This is a genomic window from Bacillus sp. FSL K6-1560 (assembly GCF_038592935.1).
GTDB lineage: Bacteria > Bacillota > Bacilli > Bacillales > Bacillaceae > Bacillus > Bacillus subtilis.
Window position 1 is genome coordinate 1,636,509 of the sequence record NZ_CP151946.1, and the last position, 16,754, is coordinate 1,653,262.

The following is a 16,754-nucleotide window of genomic DNA, read 5'->3' on the forward strand; positions in this document are numbered from 1 at the left end:
ACGTGTAGGACAAATTACACATTATACGCAGGGGGAATTCAGGAAATGAAAAAAAACAAATTGGTGCTTATGCTTCTGATGGCTGCATTTATGATGATTGCAGCTGCATGCGGAAATGCAGGAGAAAGTAAAAAATCGAATAGCGATTCTGCAAAAGGAGAAGAAAAGGCATCAGGTTCTTTAACCATTTCTGGTTCATCGGCAATGCAGCCACTAGTACTTGCAGCCGCGGAAAAATTTATGGAAGAAAACCCTGATGCTGATATACAGGTACAAGCTGGCGGTTCTGGAACAGGGCTTTCTCAAGTCTCTGAAGGAGCTGTTCAGATCGGGAATTCAGACGTTTTTGCAGAAGAAAAAGAAGGCATCGATGCAAAAGCGCTTGTCGATCATCAAGTCGCTGTAGTTGGTATGGCAGCAGCTGTAAACCCTGATGCTGGTGTGAAGGATATTTCAAAAGATGAATTGAAAAAAATCTTCACTGGCAAAATTAAAAACTGGAAAGAGCTCGGCGGCAAAGACCAAAAGATTACACTTGTAAACCGTCCTGATTCTTCTGGCACACGTGCTACATTTGTGAAATATGCGCTTGACGGAGAAGAACCTGCAGAAGGCATTACTGAAGATTCCTCCAACACGGTGAAAAAAATCATTGCTGATACTCCGGGAGCGATTGGATATCTTGCATTCTCATATTTAACAGATGACAAAGTAACTGCTCTATCTATTGACGGTGTTAAACCTGAAGCGAAAAATGTAGCAACTGGCGAGTATCCGATCTGGGCTTATCAGCATTCTTATACAAAAGGTGAAGCGACAGGTTTAGCTAAAGAATTTCTTGATTATCTAAAGAGTGAAGACATTCAAAAAAGCATTGTTACTGACCAAGGCTACATTCCGGTTACTGATATGAAAGTGACACGCGATGCCAACGGGAAGCAAAGCTGATCTTAATAAAAAGAGGAGTGCGGGGACAACCGTTTCTCCTCTTAACACATTCATAGGAGTGTAAAACAATGATAAACAATAGAGAAAATATGTCTGTGAGCGAGCGTTTAATCAGCTCAAGGCAAAATCGGCAATTGGATGAAGTTCGGGGAAGAATGATTGTGACAGCATGTGCGCTGATTATGATTGCGGCATCTGTTGCAATCACCATTTTCCTCGGCGTGAAGGGGCTGCAATCTTTTCTTGTAAATGGTGTAAGCCCAATTGAATTCTTAACGAGCTTAAATTGGAATCCTACAGATAGTGATCCGAAATACGGAGTGCTGCCATTTATTTTTGGCTCATTTGCAGTAACGATTCTTTCTGCTCTAATCGCTGCGCCGCTTGGCATTGCAGGTGCGATTTTTATGACAGAGATTGCCCCGAATTGGGGAAAGAAAGTGCTGCAGCCGGTGATTGAGCTTTTAGTCGGTATTCCATCTGTTGTTTATGGATTCATAGGTCTTACAGTATTGGTGCCGTTTATCGCCCAGTTCAAATCGAGCGGAACAGGGCACAGTTTATTGGCGGGAACGATTGTCCTTTCCGTCATGATTCTCCCGACGATCACCTCGATTTCTGCTGATGCAATGGCTTCTCTTCCGAAGAGTTTACGAGAGGGTTCTTACGCGCTTGGTGCGACAAGATGGCAGACGATCAGAAAAGTACTTGTGCCTGCAGCTTTTCCAACATTGATGACAGCTGTTGTGTTAGGCATGGCTCGGGCGTTCGGTGAAGCTTTGGCTGTTCAGATGGTCATTGGAAATACAAGAGTATTGCCGGAAAGCCTGTTTGACACTGCGGGAACGCTGACAACGATCATCACGCTGAATATGGGCCACACCACATACGGAAGTGTTGAAAACAATACGCTGTGGTCAATGGGGCTTGTGCTTCTGGTGATGTCATTCTTGTTCATCCTGCTTATTCGCTACTTGTCATCTAGGAGGAAAGTGTAATGAACCGCAAAATAACAGATAAACTGGCGACCGGAATGTTTGGTTTGTGTGCAGCCATTATCGCTGCCATTTTAGTAGGTTTGTTTTCCTATATTATTATAAACGGTGTTTCTCAGCTCAGTTTTCAATTTATTACAACAAAATCAAGCGCCATTGCAGCTGGAGGAGGCATACGAGATCAGCTGTTTAACTCCTTTTATATTTTGTTTATTACAATGCTGATTACAATCCCGCTCGGTGTGGGCGGCGGAGTCTTCATGGCTGAATACGCGCCTAATAACAAAGTAACTGACTTCATTAGAACATGTATAGAGGTGCTTTCATCTCTTCCGTCTATTGTCATTGGGATGTTTGGATTATTGATGTTTGTCAACTTAACAGGCTGGGGATATACGATCATAGGCGGAGCTCTTGCGTTAACTGTTTTTAACCTTCCTGTCATGGTGCGTGTGACAGAAGACGCGATCCGTTCAGTCCCTAAAGATCTGAAGGAAGCCTCTCTCGCTTTAGGTGTATCACGCTGGCATACCGTAAAAACGGTTTTAATTCCAAGTGCGATTCCTTCTATCATCACAGGAGCAATTTTAGCGTCAGGAAGGGTGTTCGGGGAAGCGGCCGCATTATTATTTACGGCAGGCCTGACAACACCGCGTCTTAATTTTACGGAGTGGAACCCGTTTTCGGAAACATCACCGCTTAATATTTTCAGGCCCGCTGAAACACTTGCGGTCCACATTTGGAACGTCAATACACAAGGAATGATTCCGGATGCTGAAGCGATTGCCAACGGTGGTTCTGCCGTGCTGGTGATTTCTGTTCTTGTGTTTAATCTCGCAGCGAGATGGCTTGGCACGATGATCTACAAAAAGCTTACGGCAAATTAGAACGGAAAGAGGCGAAAAACATGTCTGAACAAATGGTAAAAGAAAAACCTGAGCGAGCTGTTATTGTTCCGAAGCAGAATCACGTGCTTGAGGTCAAAGATCTGTCTATTTTTTACGGAAATAAACAAGCAGTTCATCATGTAAACATGGATATTGAAAAAAATGCGGTGACTGCTTTAATTGGGCCGTCGGGATGCGGAAAATCTACTTTTTTGAGAAATATTAACCGAATGAACGATTTAATTCCATCTGCAAGAGCGGAAGGTGAAATCCTTTATGAGGGATTAAATATATTGGGCGGCAATATTAACGTTGTCAGCTTGAGAAGAGAAATCGGAATGGTTTTCCAAAAACCAAATCCATTTCCGAAATCGATCTATGCGAATATCACACATGCATTGAAATATGCCGGAGAGCGGAATAAAGCTGTTTTAGATGAAATTGTGGAAGAAAGTTTAACAAAAGCAGCGCTCTGGGATGAGGTGAAGGATCGTTTACATTCATCCGCACTCTCGTTATCCGGCGGCCAGCAGCAGCGTTTATGCATCGCGAGAACGCTTGCGATGAAGCCGGCTGTTCTTCTGCTTGATGAACCAGCTTCAGCGCTTGATCCGATTTCAAATGCAAAAATAGAGGAATTAATTACAGGATTGAAAAGAGAATACTCAATTATTATTGTCACGCACAATATGCAGCAGGCTCTGCGGGTTTCTGACCGGACGGCATTCTTTTTAAACGGCGAGCTTGTAGAATACGGACAGACCGAACAGATTTTCACGAGTCCGAAAAAGCAAAAGACAGAGGATTATATTAACGGGAAATTCGGATAGGAGGGCGGCAATGAGTATTGCTACCGAAGCTGTAATGAAACAGGAAGTATATCAAGTCAATGGAATGAACTTATGGTATGGGCAGCATCATGCTTTAAAAAATATCAATTTGAGCATTTATGAAAATGAGGTTACGGCGATTATCGGACCATCCGGATGCGGGAAATCGACCTTTATCAAGACATTGAATTTAATGATTCAAATGACGCCGAATGTAAAGCTTGCAGGTGAGCTGAACTATAATGGCAGCAACATTTTAAAGGATAAAGTGGACATCGTGGATTTGCGAAAAAATATCGGCATGGTATTCCAAAAAGGGAATCCGTTTCCGCAATCTATTTTTGATAATGTGGCTTACGGACCGAGAGTCCACGGCACCAAAAATAAGAAGAAGCTTCAGGAAATTGTGGAAAAGTCATTAAAAGACGTGGCGTTATGGGATGAGGTGAAGGATCGATTGCATACGTCCGCTCTTTCGCTGTCAGGGGGCCAGCAGCAGCGTCTTTGCATCGCCAGAGCACTTGCGACCAATCCTGATATTTTGCTGATGGATGAACCGACATCTGCACTAGATCCAATCTCAACGAGAAAAATTGAAGAACTCATTCTAGAGCTGAAAAATAAATATACAATTGTCATTGTCACGCATAACATGCAGCAGGCAGCAAGGGTTTCTGATCAAACCGCCTTTTTCTACATGGGCGAGCTTGTTGAATGCGACAATACGAATAAAATGTTCTCTAACCCGAAGGACCAAAGAACGCTCGATTACATTTCAGGAAAGTTTGGATGAAAAAAACAGGCTGAGTCAGCCTGTTTTTTATCGTGTTAACGTTTTTACGATCTTTTTGAAACTCATGTCTGATTTTACTTTAAACTCGCCGGCACGAATTTCTTTGTGATAGCCGGCATCAATGACATAGTCATTAAAGTCTTGAGCCGAAGAGATAATGCCCTCTTTTTCAAGAATAGCAGATACATCCGCAGTGCTCATGCCATCTTTAATTTTGAGCTTGTACGTTTTGACTTTGTCTGTTTTCGTGTCTGAGCTGCTATCATCGGTCAACGATTTCTCTTTTGAATCAAGAAGTTTTTGATATTCATCACGGTTCACAGAAACCATTTTTTTAGAATCAAGGTAATTGTTCACGTCTTGTTCAGTTACTGTTTTATTATCTTTTACAGCAGCGACCTGGTCTTCGTCAGTCAGATAAAAAACAGCTGCAAGAACGGCTGTCGCTAAAATGATGCCACCAGCAAATGCCTGAATGCCCCGTTTTGTCATACGAGCACCTTCTCATTATCTTTGATAATCGTATTCACGTCTTCCACTGATACATGCTCAGCTTTAGCAATCGCTTCAGCTGACATACCGTTATTATATTTAGAAAGTATTTGTTTAGCGATTTTTTGATTGATGTCGCTCTGCTTTGATTTGCGAATGACAAGGTTAGTTTCCAGTAATTCTTCCTCAAGCACTGTCATTTTCTTTTTGAGCTTGTAAATTTCCTGCATCGCAGAAAGCTGCAGTGTTTCGAGTTCCTGTTCTACATCTTTCATCGGGTCTCTTTGAGAATATGAGAATGCAATTAGCGCTATACTGACGATAAACAACGCAATAATAGCAATTTCCACGTTTCATCACCTTCTATTCTTTTTTTATCCTTCTTTTTTATACCATAAAACCAATAGTTTCTAAAGGAATTCGCGAAAAAAACGAGATTTTGTCGAGAAATCTTTCTTTGCTTCTTCTTTATGTAATGGTTTAATAGGAACACGAAGTGAACGATTGGAAAGGAGAAATGTTAGGAGTCCATGGATAAACACCCATTTCCCTATAATATACGACATAAGCTTGCCTTTTTTAGAGACACATTCGACATGATCATTCAAAACGCTCACACCCTGACCGTAAGCTGGGAAATCTCAGAAGAAACAATGCGGCTGGCTGAAGCGCTCCTTTTCGAAAAAACGCAGGATATGATAAAAGAATTGCGCATTGTCATCAAAAGAAAAGACATTGAAGCTGTCAGGACAAAACGCACAACGTATGATAAAGGCGAATGGACGATTAGACAGGCGGCTGGTGATGCTGTATATCGGGCTGAATACAGAATTGTGAATTCAATGAATGTCTCTCTCAAGCTTGCCGGTACAGACGACATCTATCTTGATGAAAATGGGATTCGTCATATAAACAGTTTTCAGATTGAAGAAGCGCACACCAGTTGGGAGGCGCAATTTTCTGCATACACCTGTTATGGGAGAGGGGAAAAAGAACGGTGAACATTCTCATGCTTTCACCCGAACATCCCGATGAGCCGAAAAGCGGGCTCGGTGTCCATTTAAACCGCCTCATTTCCTATTTAAACCCTCATATCAACATTACAGTTTGTACTCCGAGCGGGCAGCTGTTTTCGTATGCGAAGTTTGAAGATTACATAGCTGATGCTAACTTTACAATGGTTCGCCATGTGTTATCACACAATAAACGCTTTGATCTGATTCATGCCCATGATGACACAACAGCCCCTGCCGCCCAGTATTTGAAACAACGGCTTGGCCTTCCGCTTGCTGCGACAATCCACGGCCTTGAAAGCGAAAGGAAGAAGGTGTGCCGAGAAGCCCCACACCCATACAGGCTCATGACCGAACGGCTCCTTATAGAATCGGCTGATGCTTTGGTCGTATTAAGCACATTTATGAAGCGGTCTCTTAATAAGGCGGCACATAAAAAAATAACCGTTATCCCGAGCCCTGTATCGATGGAGGAAGAGAAGGGGAAAATCCCAAGAAGCATGAATAGAAGATTCCTCTTTTCATATGGAAGGTTTGTTCCGGAAAAAGGATTTTCGCAGCTGTTAAAGGTGTTTGCCATCTTGAAGCAGCATCAGCCTGACCTCTATCTTGTGCTGGCTGGGGAGGGGCCGTCTCTGTCCTGCTATGAGAAATTGGCTGCGGCATATAACCTGAAGGATCGCGTCATGTTCCTGCCGTTTCTCAATAGGAAAGACATCAGAACGTTACTGTCTCACTGTGAAATGGCTGTTTTCCCTAGTTCTTATGAACCGTTTGGGCTTGCCGCGCAAGAAAGCATGGAACAAGGTGTGCTGACTGTCGTTTCTCAGTCGGGTGGTTTTTGTGACTATGCCGTTCATGACAAAACGGCAGTCATCGTTGATTTTACGCTCGTACAGGAAGCGGCTGATCTGCTGGACAGTTTTTTAAAAGACCGGGAAAAAGCCCGCCGGATAAAAGAAGCTGGCAGACAACAAGTGTTCAAGCTCCACCACCCCCGACTCATTATGTCATCATATTTGCAGCTTTATGAGCGTATCTTCAATAATTCAGCAATTCATTGAAAAACAGCCTAGCATTCCGTCCATTATAGTGGTATTATATATAAGTCTGAATAAGTAAATGATTTTAGTTTGGAGGGAAAATAATGCGCGTTAATATTACTTTGGCTTGCACTGAATGTGGTGAGCGTAACTATATTTCTAAAAAGAACAAACGCAACAATCCAGACCGCGTTGAATTTAAAAAATATTGCCCACGTGATAAAAAATCTACGTTACACCGTGAAACAAAATAACAGCCTTGCTGTTTGAGGTGTAAGAAAAAAGCCAGAGCTTTGAAAAAGGTTCTGGCTTTTTTTCTATTCCGAGGGGGATGAGAGATGAAATCACAATTAAGAAAAAAGACGCTGGAGGCACTGTCTGCTTTATCAAATGAAGATATTCTTCAAAAAACGGAACGTATGTATAAGTACTTGTTTTCTCTGCCGGAGTGGCAAAATGCCGGCACCATTGCCGTCACTATTTCCAGAGGATTAGAGATACCGACGCGTCCTGTCATTGAGCAGGCTTGGGAAGAAGGAAAACAAGTTTGCATCCCAAAATGCCATCCGGACACGAAGAAAATGCAATTTCGCACATATCAGACTGATGGTCAGCTCGAAACCGTGTACGCCGGACTGCTCGAGCCGGTAATTGAAAAAACAAAAGTAGTAAACCCATCACAAATTGACTTGATGATCGTTCCAGGTGTTTGTTTTGATGTTGACGGGTTTAGGGTCGGCTTTGGAGGCGGCTATTATGATCGCTATTTAAGTGAATATGAAGGGAAGACAGTCTCATTGCTTTTGGAGTGCCAGTTGTATGCGCACGTACCCAGTCTGCCGCATGACATCCCGGTACATAAGCTGATAACAGAGGATCGGATTATTTCTTGTTTTTCATAACTTTCCTGTCCCTTATTCGAGAATAAATAAGGCAGAATAACAAACCCTATTGGCAGGAGGGATATCATGAAAAAACTTTTGATTTATGCCATTTTCGCGGTTTCTGCCGTCATGTTTTATTCAAATCGCTACCGTCTTATGAATACTGTACTCAGCCAGCCAGGAATCAGGCGGTCTTTTATCCATTTGTTTTTAAGAATTCCATTTATCCGCAATAAGTTTATACAGCAAGCTTTCTAAAATCCCGTGAAAAACGGGATTTTTTGCTTTCAGTAGGCGTTTCGGAGCGCCAACTGTTATAATGAAAAAAAACTATTGGAGCGGTAAACATGTTTTTGCTGGAGTATACATATTGGAAAATTGCGGCGCACCTGGTGAATAGCGGGTATGGCGTCATACAAGCCGGTGAGTCAGATGAGATATGGCTGGAAGCTCCGGACAAGTCCTCTCATGATCTAGTTCGTCTTTATAAGCACGATCTTGATTTCCGTCAAGAAATGGTTAGAGACATCGAAGAGCAGGCCGAACGAGTAGAACGAGTCAGACATCAATTGGGCAGACGAAGGATGAAGCTGCTGAATGTGTTTTTTTCAACGGAAGCCCCTGTTGATGACTGGGAAGAGATTGCAAAAAAAACTTTTGAGAAGGGAACTGTGTCAGTTGAGCCGGCAATCGTTAGAGGAGCGATGCTTCGAGATGATCTTCAAGCGGTTTTTCCATCATTTCGTACAGAAGATTGTACAGAGGAACACATTTCGTTTGAAGACGCGCAAATGGCGCGAGAACGCTTCCTTTCGCTAGTGCTGAAACAAGAAGAACAGAGAAAAACTGAAGCGGCGGTTTTTCAAAATGGAAAACCGATTTTTACATATTTATTTATTGCGCTTCAGATCCTAATGTTTTTCTTGCTCGAAATAAACGGGGGCAGCACAAATACGGAGACGCTGGTCGCTTTTGGAGCAAAAGAAAACAGCCTGATTGCACAAGGAGAATGGTGGCGGCTTCTGACACCGATCGTGCTTCACATCGGCATTGCGCATTTAGCTTTTAATACGCTGGCTTTATGGTCGGTTGGTACAGCGGTTGAGCGGATGTATGGATCGGGGAGATTTTTGCTGATTTATCTGGCTGCTGGCATTACGGGTTCGATTGCGAGTTTTGTGTTCAGCCCGTATCCTTCGGCAGGGGCATCAGGAGCCATATTCGGATGCTTAGGTGCATTACTGTATGTTGCTTTATCTAATCGAAAAATGTTTTTAAGAACCATAGGAACCAATATTATTGTCATTATTATCATCAATCTGGGCTTTGGTTTTGCAGTTTCAAATATTGATAATTCAGGACATATCGGCGGCTTGATTGGCGGCTTTTTCGCTGCAGCGGCATTGGGGTTGCCCAAAGCCAGAGCCTTTGGAAAAAGAGTGTTGTCAGCGGTTTTGCTGATTGCTTTGGCTGCCGGTTTTTTATATTACGGATTGCATTCGCCTTCACACCAGTAGTCAGCGCTGATTCAGCAGGCAAGCGAGTTGTATCAGGAAGGAAAGTATGAAGAAGTAACAGAATTGCTGAACGGAGAAGCAGAGCAAAAAGATGCCTCTGCCGATCTTTTGAAAATTCTTGCTGTATCTGATATTCAAATCGGCGAATATGATCAGGCGGTTTCCCTTTTGGAACGAGCAGTGAAAAAAGAACCTAAAGACCATGCTTCCTATTACAATTTAGCCTTATTGTATGCGGAAAAAAATGAGCTTGCACAAGCAGAAAAGGCCATCAGGCTGGCTTTAAAATTGGAGCCGAAGGAGCAGCGCTACAAGGAGCTGCAGCAACAAATTGAAAACAATAAAGAATCATAAAGGTGGAATATGGAAAGGAGGCTGGTTTTTTTGTCAGCGTTTTCTTCTTGACTGACCGCTTTCATATGAATACGCTTATGATAGTTAAGTTCAAGAAATGGTGAGGAAAATGAATACATTTTATGATGTGCAACAGCTGTTAAAAAGGTTTGGCCACATTGTTTATTTTGGAGACAGAGAGCTTGAAATTGAGTTTATGCTGGATGAATTAAAGGAATTATACATGAACCACATGATTGAAAAGGAGCAGTGGGCCAGAGCGGCAGCTGTCCTTCGAAAAGAATTGGAACAAACAAAAAACGGAAGAGATTTCTATAAAGGCTAAGGTGATAAAAATGGACGAGATATGGTTTGCGGGCATTGACCTGGGAGGAACGACGATTAAACTCGCTTTTATTAATCAATATGGTGAAATTCAGCATAAGTGGGAAGTTCCGACTGATAAAACCGGCGACACGATTACTGTCACAATTGCAAAAACAATCGACAGCAAGCTGGATGAGCTGCAAAAACCGAAGCACATCATCAAATACATCGGAATGGGTGCACCAGGCCCTGTAGATATGGCGTCAGGAGTTGTTTATGAAACAGTAAATCTAGGGTGGAAAAATTATGCTTTGAAAAACCATCTGGAGACAGAAACCGGCATCCCAGCTGTTATAGAAAATGACGCGAATATTGCTGCGCTGGGGGAAATGTGGAAGGGAGCGGGTGATGGCGCAAAAGACGTCATTCTCGTGACGCTTGGCACAGGAGTTGGCGGCGGTATCATTGCAAATGGTGAAATTGTACATGGCATAAATGGCGCCGGCGGAGAAATCGGCCATATTTGCAGCATCCCTGAAGGCGGAGCGCCCTGCAACTGCGGCAAAACGGGCTGTATCGAAACAATTGCGTCAGCAACCGGAATTGTAAGAATTGCAAAAGAAAAAATAGCAAATGCTAAAAAGACGACACGTTTACAAGCAACCGAACAATTGTCAGCGCGGGATGTGTTTGAAGCGGCGGGTGAAAATGATGAAATTGCCCTTGAGGTGGTTGATTATGTAGCCAAGCACCTTGGTTTGGTGCTCGGAAATTTGGCAAGCTCGCTTAATCCATCCAAAATCGTTCTTGGCGGCGGCGTATCGAGAGCCGGAGAACTGCTGAGATCAAAAGTTGAGAAAACATTCCGCAAATGCGCGTTTCCACGGGCTGCCCAAGCTGCTGATATTTCAATCGCAGCACTTGGAAATGATGCCGGCGTTATCGGAGGCGCTTGGATCGCTAAAAATGAATGGCTGAAACATCAAAATTGTTAAAATTGTGTAAATCAAATTGATTTTTTGTTGTGCTCAGGTTAAGATTTAATTTGATGTGTTAATGAGAATGTTGGGAATAGACTGATTTTTTGAGCGTGCTGCATAGGAGGTTGAAATGCGAAAAACGTTTTTTTCGAAGATTTCATTTATGCTGATTGCCATTTTATTGATGTGGCTGAAAACGTATGCTGTTTACAAAACCAGTTTTCATATTAAAATCGACAATCTAACACAGGAATTTATTCTGTTTATCAACCCATTGAGTTTTTTGTTGCTTATTTTTGGCCTCAGCCTGTTTTTAAAAGGCAAAAACAGAAATCGCTATATTATCGCGATGAGCTGTCTTGTCACGTTTGTATTGCTGGCAAATATGGTTTTTTACCGTTTTTACAATGATTTCTTAACAATCCCTGTTCTTTTTCAAACGAGCAATATGGGTGATCTCGGAAGCAGCATCGGAACACTTCTTGAGCCGACAGACCTCCTATTAGCTGTAGATATTGCGGTTTTAATATGGCTTCACATCCGGCAAAAAGCTTTTCAATCGGACATTCCCTCAACGAAAAATGAACGGGCGGCTTATTTTTTGTTCGTTGCTTCTGTTTATTTCTTCAACCTGGGCTTGTCTGAGGCGGAAAGACCTCAGCTATTGACACGCTCATTTGACAGAGAAATGCTTGTTAAAAACATTAGCCTGTTTAATTTTCATATTTACGATGGCGTTCTTCAGTCAAAGCAATCCGCACAGAGAGCGTTGGCAGACAGCAACAGCCTGACGGAGATTGAAAACTACGTAACCGCTAATGCGAAGGATGCCAACAAACGCTTATTCGGCGCTGCAAAAGGAAGGAACGTCATTCTCGTATCCTTAGAGTCGACGCAAAGCTTCGTGATTAATGAAAAATTGAATGGAGAAGAAATCACGCCTTTTCTGAATGACTTTATAAAACAGAGTTACAACTTTAATAATGTTTACCACCAAACAGGTCAGGGGAAAACCTCGGATTCTGAATTTATCGTGGACAATTCACTGTATCCGCTTGGACGAGGTGCCGTGTTTTTTACGAATGCGGGCAATCAATATATGGCCGCTCCTGAAATTTTGAAAAACAGCGGATACTATTCAGCGGTGCTCCACGCTAATAATAAGAGCTTTTGGAATCGTGATTTAATGTACGACTCATTTGGATATGATTCGTTTTTTGATATTAACTCGTATGATGTAACTGACGAAAATTCAGTCGGCTGGGGACTGAAGGATAAAGAATTTTTTGAGCAGTCTTCAGAGCTGATGAAAAATCTGCCTCAGCCGTTTTACTCGAGGCTGATTACACTGACGAACCACTTCCCGTTTGATCTTGATGAAGAGGATCAATTGATTGATGAATATGATTCAAGCAGCCAGACGCTAAATAAATATTTTCCGACAGTGCGTTATCAGGATGAGGCGCTAAAACGGTTTATCGAAAAGCTGAAGGAAGACGGATTATACGACAACTCTGTTATTGTATTATATGGTGACCATTATGGTATATCAGAAAACCATAATGAAGCGATGGGGCAGTTTTTAGGAAAAGAAATAACCCCATTTGAAGAGGTGCAGCTCCAAAAAGTGCCGCTGGTCATTCATATTCCGGGTATTACTGATAAAAAGCCGCAAACCATTGAAACAGTAGGCGGGCAGATTGATATCAGGCCGACGCTGATGAATCTTTTAGGGATTGATACGAAAGATCAAATTCAATTCGGCAACGATCTGCTTTCAGACGAAAAACTGGACTTTACGGTGCTCCGGGACGGGAGCTTTATCACAGATCAGGTTGTTTATACAGACGGTGCGTGTTATGACAAAGAGACGGGAAAACCGTTAGAAGAGACAAAACAATGTGAAGCATTTGCTGATAAAGCAAAACAGGAGCTATCACTTTCTGATGAAATCATTTATGGGGATTTGTTGCGATTTTATGACCAGAAAAGGCTGGATAATTCGTCAAAACGGAAAGAAAAACAAATGCTTGATCAGGCATCGTAATCACAATGTCTCCCGCGTCAAAGTGAGCGGGAGGCTTTCTTTTTTTAAATACGCTGTCATATAGTAACAAAAAAGGGGGATGATGATGGCGTTTATTACGGTGAAACCTGAGATCAAGAACAATTTGGCCAGAGTGGCGAAAGAACTGAAGATAGACGAGGAATTGCTTAAAAGTGCAAATCGCTCCGCACAAAAACATCAATTGTATTGCCCTGGTCATGTGATAGAGGAGCATAGCGGCAAAGAAGTTCAAACCATTCAGGACATAAAGCGCTTTTTACAGCCTCGGCAGCTGAAACTTTCTGATAGCTGGATTGAGCAAGAGAAAATCTATGATGATTCAGCTGTTGAAAAGGAAATAAAGAAGATTATTGATGTTTTTCCGTTTGTCTCATGCCGGGAAATTGGCCGTTCTGTACTCGGCAGGCCTATCTGGGAGCTGAAGGCTGGTGGGGAGCATGCCGTAAAAAAGGTCCATATGAACGCGTCATTTCATGCGAATGAGTGGATTACAACGTCTGTCCTGCTAAAATGGTTTAAGGAATACTGTATGTCATTATGCTGCAATTCGCCTTTTTTTGGCTTTTCTCCCATGAAGCTGTTTAACAGCACATCCTTATCCCTCGTTCCTCTTGTCAATCCGGATGGCGTTGATCTTGTTTTAAACGGATCAGAAGTCATGGGAGCCAGAAGAGATGAGCTCGAAAGGCTAAATGAACATCGTCCGAATTTTAATGAATGGAAGGCGAATATAAACGGGGTTGATTTAAATAAACAATTTCCATCATTATGGGAAATTGAAAAATACCGAAAACCGACAGCACCCAGTTACCGCGATTTTCCGGGAATCTCTCCGCTTACGGAGCCGGAATCTATTGCGATGTACCGGCTGATCACGGAGAATCCGCCTGACAGACTGCTGGCTCTTCATACTCAAGGAGAAGAAATTTATTGGGGCTATAAAGGCCTTGAGCCTGAGGAATCTGCTGCCGTCATAAAGGATTTTGAGGAGTTAAGCGGGAACATTTATAAGGGAGTAAGGGATATAGACAGCTATGCTGGATTTCGTGATTGGTTTATTCACCATTATTTTAAGGAAGGGTATACGGTGGAACTTGGAAAAGGCCAAAATCCTTTGCCGTTTCAGCAGTTTTCACACATATATAACGCCACAAACGGCATCTTGTGGAGGGCGTTATTTTTTCATGAGTAACTGAAACTTTTTCTTTTTTCTGCCGAAGCAAATATGAGAGAATAAAGATGATCGGAGGGGAATGCTGATGAGATCAGTTTGTTTTATTCTGCTGACGGTATTGCTGTTTAGTTTATCGGCATGCGAACCATCTCATCAGCAGCAAAAACAGGCATCGGCGGCAAAAGATGAGAAAAAGGACATCATACCGCTTTCCGCGGAAAAAGCGGATGGGGCGGAAGGCTGGCTGAATAACAGCACAATATTATATACTGCGTCTAATCCGACAAAAACAGAGCTTTTTGCGTACCGCATCTTTACAGGTAAAGCGAAAAAGCTCTATCAAACGGATGGTCAAATCGTTGATGTTCAAATCAATGCGAGGGAGCAGATGATTCTGCTGCAAATCACACATAGCCAAAAGACGGCAGTGGTTTTGCTTAATGCAGAAGGAGAGACGCTTTACGAAAAAGATTACGAAACGTATGAGCTGGAGGCTGCTTGGAATCAGTATGATCCTTATCAAATGATGGTGACGGAATTCAATGAAAACTGGGATTTCCATACATATCAGGTGAATGCTAAAAAAGACGAATCTTTCTTAAGCCCGGTACAGGTTCCGTTCATTCATTGGACATCCAAAAATACATTTGATTATGTAAAAGAGGGAAGAGACGATAAAACAGGGCCTTTATATACGTTCGATACAGCTTCTAAGACGGAACAGAAGCTTGAGGATGACGTTCTATTCTTCGATTCTTTCCATCAAATGAGTTTTACTGTCAAATCAGCTTCCGGAGGAAAAGGGACGTATCAGTTTAAAACGCCGCAATCAACATCACCTGTTACAGCGAAATGGCCGCTCCAAGCGAAATATACAAATTTGGCTCCAATGGAGTATGACTATGATGAAGCAGGAGGCCTGTTTTATACATTCAAACAAAGCGGCGATGCATATAAGCTCGCAGCAATCAATGTAGCATCGGGAGAGACAAAAGATCTTGTGTCTCTGCGGGAAATGGAGCCGATTCAAATATCTCCGAACGGGAAATATGCGTTATACGGCTTTCATTTTGAGCAAATTATTTTATTGAAATCACATGAAACGAAGCAACTCATCATTGATCAAAAGGAGATGGAATAACGATGGCTATCGCAGATGTAACCATTATCCCAATCGGTACGGAAACACCCAGTGTCAGTGCTTACGTAGCCGATGTGCAAAAGATATTAGAAGGATATCAAGCAGAAGGGAAAATCAAATATCAGCTGACACCGATGAATACGCTGATCGAGGGAGAACTCAGTGACCTTTTTGCAGTCATTCAGGCAATTCACGAAGCGCCATTTCAAAAAGGATTGCACAGAGTGGCAACGAATATCCGTATCGATGACAGGCGTGACAAAAAAACGACGCTTGAGAGCAAAATAGAAAGTGTCAATAAACATTTACAGCCATAAAAATAAACCTGTATCCGATCGGATACAGGTTTTAATGTGCGGTTGGATACCCGCTGTTTATTACGGTCATCACGGTAAACCATCCAAAGACAAATAAGGTGGCACCGGCTAATAAAAACCCGAGTATATTTTTATTTCTAACAGAACGCAAGACTCCCCATAAAGCGAAAAGAGCGACAAGGCCGAAAATCACGACAAGTAACATAACACAGCCCCCTTTACATTGAAAAACCTGCAATTCTTTCCAGTTTTATTCTACCTGTTTTTTATAGGTTTGTCGATAGCGTTTTCATTGCGATTGTTTGAATCTTTTTTAAAAAACCCTCATAATAAGAGCATAAAAAAGAAAGAGGTGATAATAGTGAAATGGAGACGAATGCCAGTAGGGCCGATTCAAGCGAACGCATATTTTCTCATCAATGATGATCAATGCCTGATTTTTGATCCGGGCGGCGAGGGACATAAAATCAATCAATACATAAAAGAAAAAGGGCTGACGCCTTTAGCCATTTTGCTTACACATGCCCATTTTGACCATATTGGGGCGCTTGATGAAGTGAGAGAAAAATGGGATATCCCTGTTTACCTGCATCAAAATGAAAAAAATTGGCTTACGGACGCTTCTTTAAACGGCTCCGGCATGCTGCGAGGGATAGAAGTAACAGCTAAGCCTGCAGATCATCTAATTGAAGGCGACGGTGAGTTGAATATCGGGCCGTTTCATTTGGAAACATTATTTACGCCGGGACATTCACCAGGCAGTGTGTCTTACTACGTGAAAGATGCAGACTTGGTCATCTCCGGAGATGTTTTGTTCCAAGGCGGTATAGGACGTACGGATTTAATAGGCGGCGATCAAGAGACGCTGCTGACGTCCATTCATGAAAAACTGCTTACGCTTCCGGAACACACGCTGGTGTTAAGCGGCCATGGACCTGAAACAAACGTACTGACTGAGCAGGACCAAAATCCGTTTTTAAATGGGTTTTCATTGTAAAAAAAGAGACAAACC

General features: G+C 42.4%; 20 protein-coding genes and 1 pseudogene. 18 read left to right on the forward strand and 3 right to left on the reverse strand.

Annotation, left to right across the window (positions count from 1 at the left end):
- The first annotated feature begins 45 nt into the window (after positions 1 to 45).
- The 5 genes from NYE22_RS08850 to pstB (NYE22_RS08870) all read left to right on the forward strand — a co-directional run bounded on the left by NYE22_RS08850 (position 46) and on the right by pstB (NYE22_RS08870) (position 4,453).
- Positions 46 to 948 (forward strand): phosphate ABC transporter substrate-binding protein, encoded by a 903-nt coding sequence (locus tag NYE22_RS08850; protein ID WP_014480275.1) that lies wholly within the window; start codon positions 46 to 48, stop codon positions 946 to 948.
- A 68-nt stretch (positions 949 to 1,016) separates the two neighbouring features.
- Positions 1,017 to 1,946: a phosphate ABC transporter permease subunit PstC gene (pstC, locus tag NYE22_RS08855; protein ID WP_014477352.1), complete on the forward strand. Its 930-nt coding sequence runs from the start codon at positions 1,017 to 1,019 to the stop codon at positions 1,944 to 1,946.
- Positions 1,946 to 2,830 carry a phosphate ABC transporter permease PstA gene (pstA, locus tag NYE22_RS08860; RefSeq protein WP_003230103.1) on the forward strand — a complete coding sequence of 295 codons (885 nt, stop codon included), beginning with the start codon at positions 1,946 to 1,948 and terminating at the stop codon, positions 2,828 to 2,830. Before pstC ends, pstA begins: the two co-directional genes overlap by 1 nt.
- 20 nt (positions 2,831 to 2,850) lie before the next feature.
- The gene (gene pstB, locus NYE22_RS08865) at positions 2,851 to 3,660 is read left to right on the forward strand and encodes a phosphate ABC transporter ATP-binding protein PstB (RefSeq protein WP_015384102.1); all 810 of its coding nucleotides are present in this window, start codon (positions 2,851 to 2,853) and stop codon (positions 3,658 to 3,660) included.
- Between the two features lie 10 nt (positions 3,661 to 3,670).
- Entirely contained in the window at positions 3,671 to 4,453 is a 783-nt protein-coding gene (gene pstB / locus NYE22_RS08870; protein ID WP_014480273.1) for a phosphate ABC transporter ATP-binding protein PstB, read from the forward strand.
- A gap of 27 nt (positions 4,454 to 4,480) precedes the next feature.
- Here the strand turns inward: pstB (NYE22_RS08870) and NYE22_RS08875 are convergent, their stop codons facing one another.
- A complete protein-coding gene (locus NYE22_RS08875) occupies positions 4,481 to 4,945 on the reverse strand; it encodes an endolytic transglycosylase MltG (protein ID WP_015251702.1) in 465 nt (154 codons plus the stop codon).
- Positions 4,942 to 5,295, reverse strand: a complete 354-nt coding sequence (locus tag NYE22_RS08880) for a hypothetical protein (RefSeq protein WP_014477348.1) — start codon at positions 5,293 to 5,295, stop codon at positions 4,942 to 4,944. The genes NYE22_RS08875 and NYE22_RS08880 overlap by 4 nt, the downstream gene beginning before the upstream one ends.
- A 180-nt stretch (positions 5,296 to 5,475) precedes the next feature.
- Here NYE22_RS08880 and NYE22_RS08885 point away from each other — a divergent pair, with 180 nt between their 5' ends.
- The 12 genes and pseudogenes from NYE22_RS08885 (at position 5,476) to NYE22_RS08940 (ending at position 15,742) form a co-directional block, all read left to right on the forward strand.
- Positions 5,476 to 5,946 carry a hypothetical protein gene (locus tag NYE22_RS08885; RefSeq protein ID WP_342412452.1) on the forward strand — a complete coding sequence of 157 codons (471 nt, stop codon included), beginning with the start codon at positions 5,476 to 5,478 and terminating at the stop codon, positions 5,944 to 5,946.
- Positions 5,943 to 7,022: a glycosyltransferase family 4 protein gene (locus tag NYE22_RS08890; protein ID WP_342412453.1), complete on the forward strand. Its 1,080-nt coding sequence runs from the start codon at positions 5,943 to 5,945 to the stop codon at positions 7,020 to 7,022. Before NYE22_RS08885 ends, NYE22_RS08890 begins: the two co-directional genes overlap by 4 nt.
- A gap of 83 nt (positions 7,023 to 7,105) precedes the next feature.
- The gene (gene rpmG / locus NYE22_RS08895) at positions 7,106 to 7,255 is read left to right on the forward strand and encodes a 50S ribosomal protein L33 (protein WP_003153056.1); all 150 of its coding nucleotides are present in this window, start codon (positions 7,106 to 7,108) and stop codon (positions 7,253 to 7,255) included.
- An 84-nt stretch (positions 7,256 to 7,339) separates the two neighbouring features.
- Complete coding sequence (locus NYE22_RS08900; protein ID WP_342412454.1) at positions 7,340 to 7,903, forward strand: 5-formyltetrahydrofolate cyclo-ligase; 564 nt, start codon at positions 7,340 to 7,342, stop codon at positions 7,901 to 7,903.
- Between the two features lie 66 nt (positions 7,904 to 7,969).
- Positions 7,970 to 8,143, forward strand: a complete 174-nt coding sequence (locus tag NYE22_RS08905) for a hypothetical protein (RefSeq protein WP_342412455.1) — start codon at positions 7,970 to 7,972, stop codon at positions 8,141 to 8,143.
- Between the two features lie 89 nt (positions 8,144 to 8,232).
- Positions 8,233 to 9,756: pseudogene (gene yqgP, locus NYE22_RS08910) on the forward strand (rhomboid protease YqgP).
- A gap of 109 nt (positions 9,757 to 9,865) precedes the next feature.
- Positions 9,866 to 10,081, forward strand: a complete 216-nt coding sequence (locus NYE22_RS08915) for a YqgQ family protein (protein ID WP_077671435.1) — start codon at positions 9,866 to 9,868, stop codon at positions 10,079 to 10,081.
- Between the two features lie 10 nt (positions 10,082 to 10,091).
- Positions 10,092 to 11,057: a glucose kinase GlcK gene (gene glcK, locus NYE22_RS08920; protein WP_046160589.1), complete on the forward strand. Its 966-nt coding sequence runs from the start codon at positions 10,092 to 10,094 to the stop codon at positions 11,055 to 11,057.
- Positions 11,058 to 11,172: 115 nt separating this feature from the next.
- Entirely contained in the window at positions 11,173 to 13,089 is a 1,917-nt protein-coding gene (locus tag NYE22_RS08925) for an LTA synthase family protein (RefSeq protein WP_003230133.1), read from the forward strand.
- Between the two features lie 82 nt (positions 13,090 to 13,171).
- Positions 13,172 to 14,302: a M14 family metallocarboxypeptidase gene (locus NYE22_RS08930; protein WP_161986831.1), complete on the forward strand. Its 1,131-nt coding sequence runs from the start codon at positions 13,172 to 13,174 to the stop codon at positions 14,300 to 14,302.
- Between the two features lie 61 nt (positions 14,303 to 14,363).
- Positions 14,364 to 15,425, forward strand: a complete 1,062-nt coding sequence (locus NYE22_RS08935; protein ID WP_161986200.1) for a hypothetical protein — start codon at positions 14,364 to 14,366, stop codon at positions 15,423 to 15,425.
- A gap of 2 nt (positions 15,426 to 15,427) precedes the next feature.
- Positions 15,428 to 15,742, forward strand: coding sequence for an MTH1187 family thiamine-binding protein (locus tag NYE22_RS08940; RefSeq protein ID WP_003230139.1), 315 nt, complete (start codon positions 15,428 to 15,430; stop codon positions 15,740 to 15,742).
- A 31-nt stretch (positions 15,743 to 15,773) separates the two neighbouring features.
- Here NYE22_RS08940 and NYE22_RS08945 read toward each other — a convergent pair whose 3' ends face one another.
- Positions 15,774 to 15,947: a DUF2759 family protein gene (locus NYE22_RS08945; protein WP_003230141.1), complete on the reverse strand. Its 174-nt coding sequence runs from the start codon at positions 15,945 to 15,947 to the stop codon at positions 15,774 to 15,776.
- A gap of 156 nt (positions 15,948 to 16,103) precedes the next feature.
- Between NYE22_RS08945 and NYE22_RS08950 the strand changes: the two genes are divergently transcribed.
- Positions 16,104 to 16,739: an MBL fold metallo-hydrolase gene (locus tag NYE22_RS08950; RefSeq protein ID WP_048655106.1), complete on the forward strand. Its 636-nt coding sequence runs from the start codon at positions 16,104 to 16,106 to the stop codon at positions 16,737 to 16,739.
- Positions 16,740 to 16,754: the final 15 nt, after the last annotated feature.

Bases quoted from the DNA above. Each gene is read 5' to 3' on its own strand.
- pstA (WP_003230103.1), top strand. From the start codon at position 1,946: ATGAACCGCAAAATAACAGATAAACTGGCGACCGGAATGTTTGGTTTG.
- NYE22_RS08915 (WP_077671435.1), top strand. From the start codon at position 9,866: ATGAATACATTTTATGATGTGCAACAGCTGTTAAAAAGGTTTGGCCAC.
- NYE22_RS08925 (WP_003230133.1), top strand. From the start codon at position 11,173: ATGCGAAAAACGTTTTTTTCGAAGATTTCATTTATGCTGATTGCCATT.
- NYE22_RS08935 (WP_161986200.1), top strand. From the start codon at position 14,364: ATGCTGATGAGATCAGTTTGTTTTATTCTGCTGACGGTATTGCTGTTT.
- NYE22_RS08875 (WP_015251702.1), bottom strand. From the start codon at position 4,945: ATGACAAAACGGGGCATTCAGGCATTTGCTGGTGGCATCATTTTAGCG.
- NYE22_RS08885 (WP_342412452.1), top strand. From the start codon at position 5,476: ATGGATAAACACCCATTTCCCTATAATATACGACATAAGCTTGCCTTT.
- pstB (WP_015384102.1), top strand. From the start codon at position 2,851: ATGTCTGAACAAATGGTAAAAGAAAAACCTGAGCGAGCTGTTATTGTT.
- NYE22_RS08940 (WP_003230139.1), top strand. From the start codon at position 15,428: ATGGCTATCGCAGATGTAACCATTATCCCAATCGGTACGGAAACACCC.
- NYE22_RS08905 (WP_342412455.1), top strand. From the start codon at position 7,970: ATGAAAAAACTTTTGATTTATGCCATTTTCGCGGTTTCTGCCGTCATG.
- pstC (WP_014477352.1), top strand. From the start codon at position 1,017: ATGATAAACAATAGAGAAAATATGTCTGTGAGCGAGCGTTTAATCAGC.
- NYE22_RS08945 (WP_003230141.1), bottom strand. From the start codon at position 15,947: ATGTTACTTGTCGTGATTTTCGGCCTTGTCGCTCTTTTCGCTTTATGG.
- NYE22_RS08930 (WP_161986831.1), top strand. From the start codon at position 13,172: ATGATGGCGTTTATTACGGTGAAACCTGAGATCAAGAACAATTTGGCC.
- rpmG (WP_003153056.1), top strand. From the start codon at position 7,106: ATGCGCGTTAATATTACTTTGGCTTGCACTGAATGTGGTGAGCGTAAC.
- NYE22_RS08850 (WP_014480275.1), top strand. From the start codon at position 46: ATGAAAAAAAACAAATTGGTGCTTATGCTTCTGATGGCTGCATTTATG.
- NYE22_RS08900 (WP_342412454.1), top strand. From the start codon at position 7,340: ATGAAATCACAATTAAGAAAAAAGACGCTGGAGGCACTGTCTGCTTTA.
- pstB (WP_014480273.1), top strand. From the start codon at position 3,671: ATGAGTATTGCTACCGAAGCTGTAATGAAACAGGAAGTATATCAAGTC.
- glcK (WP_046160589.1), top strand. From the start codon at position 10,092: ATGGACGAGATATGGTTTGCGGGCATTGACCTGGGAGGAACGACGATT.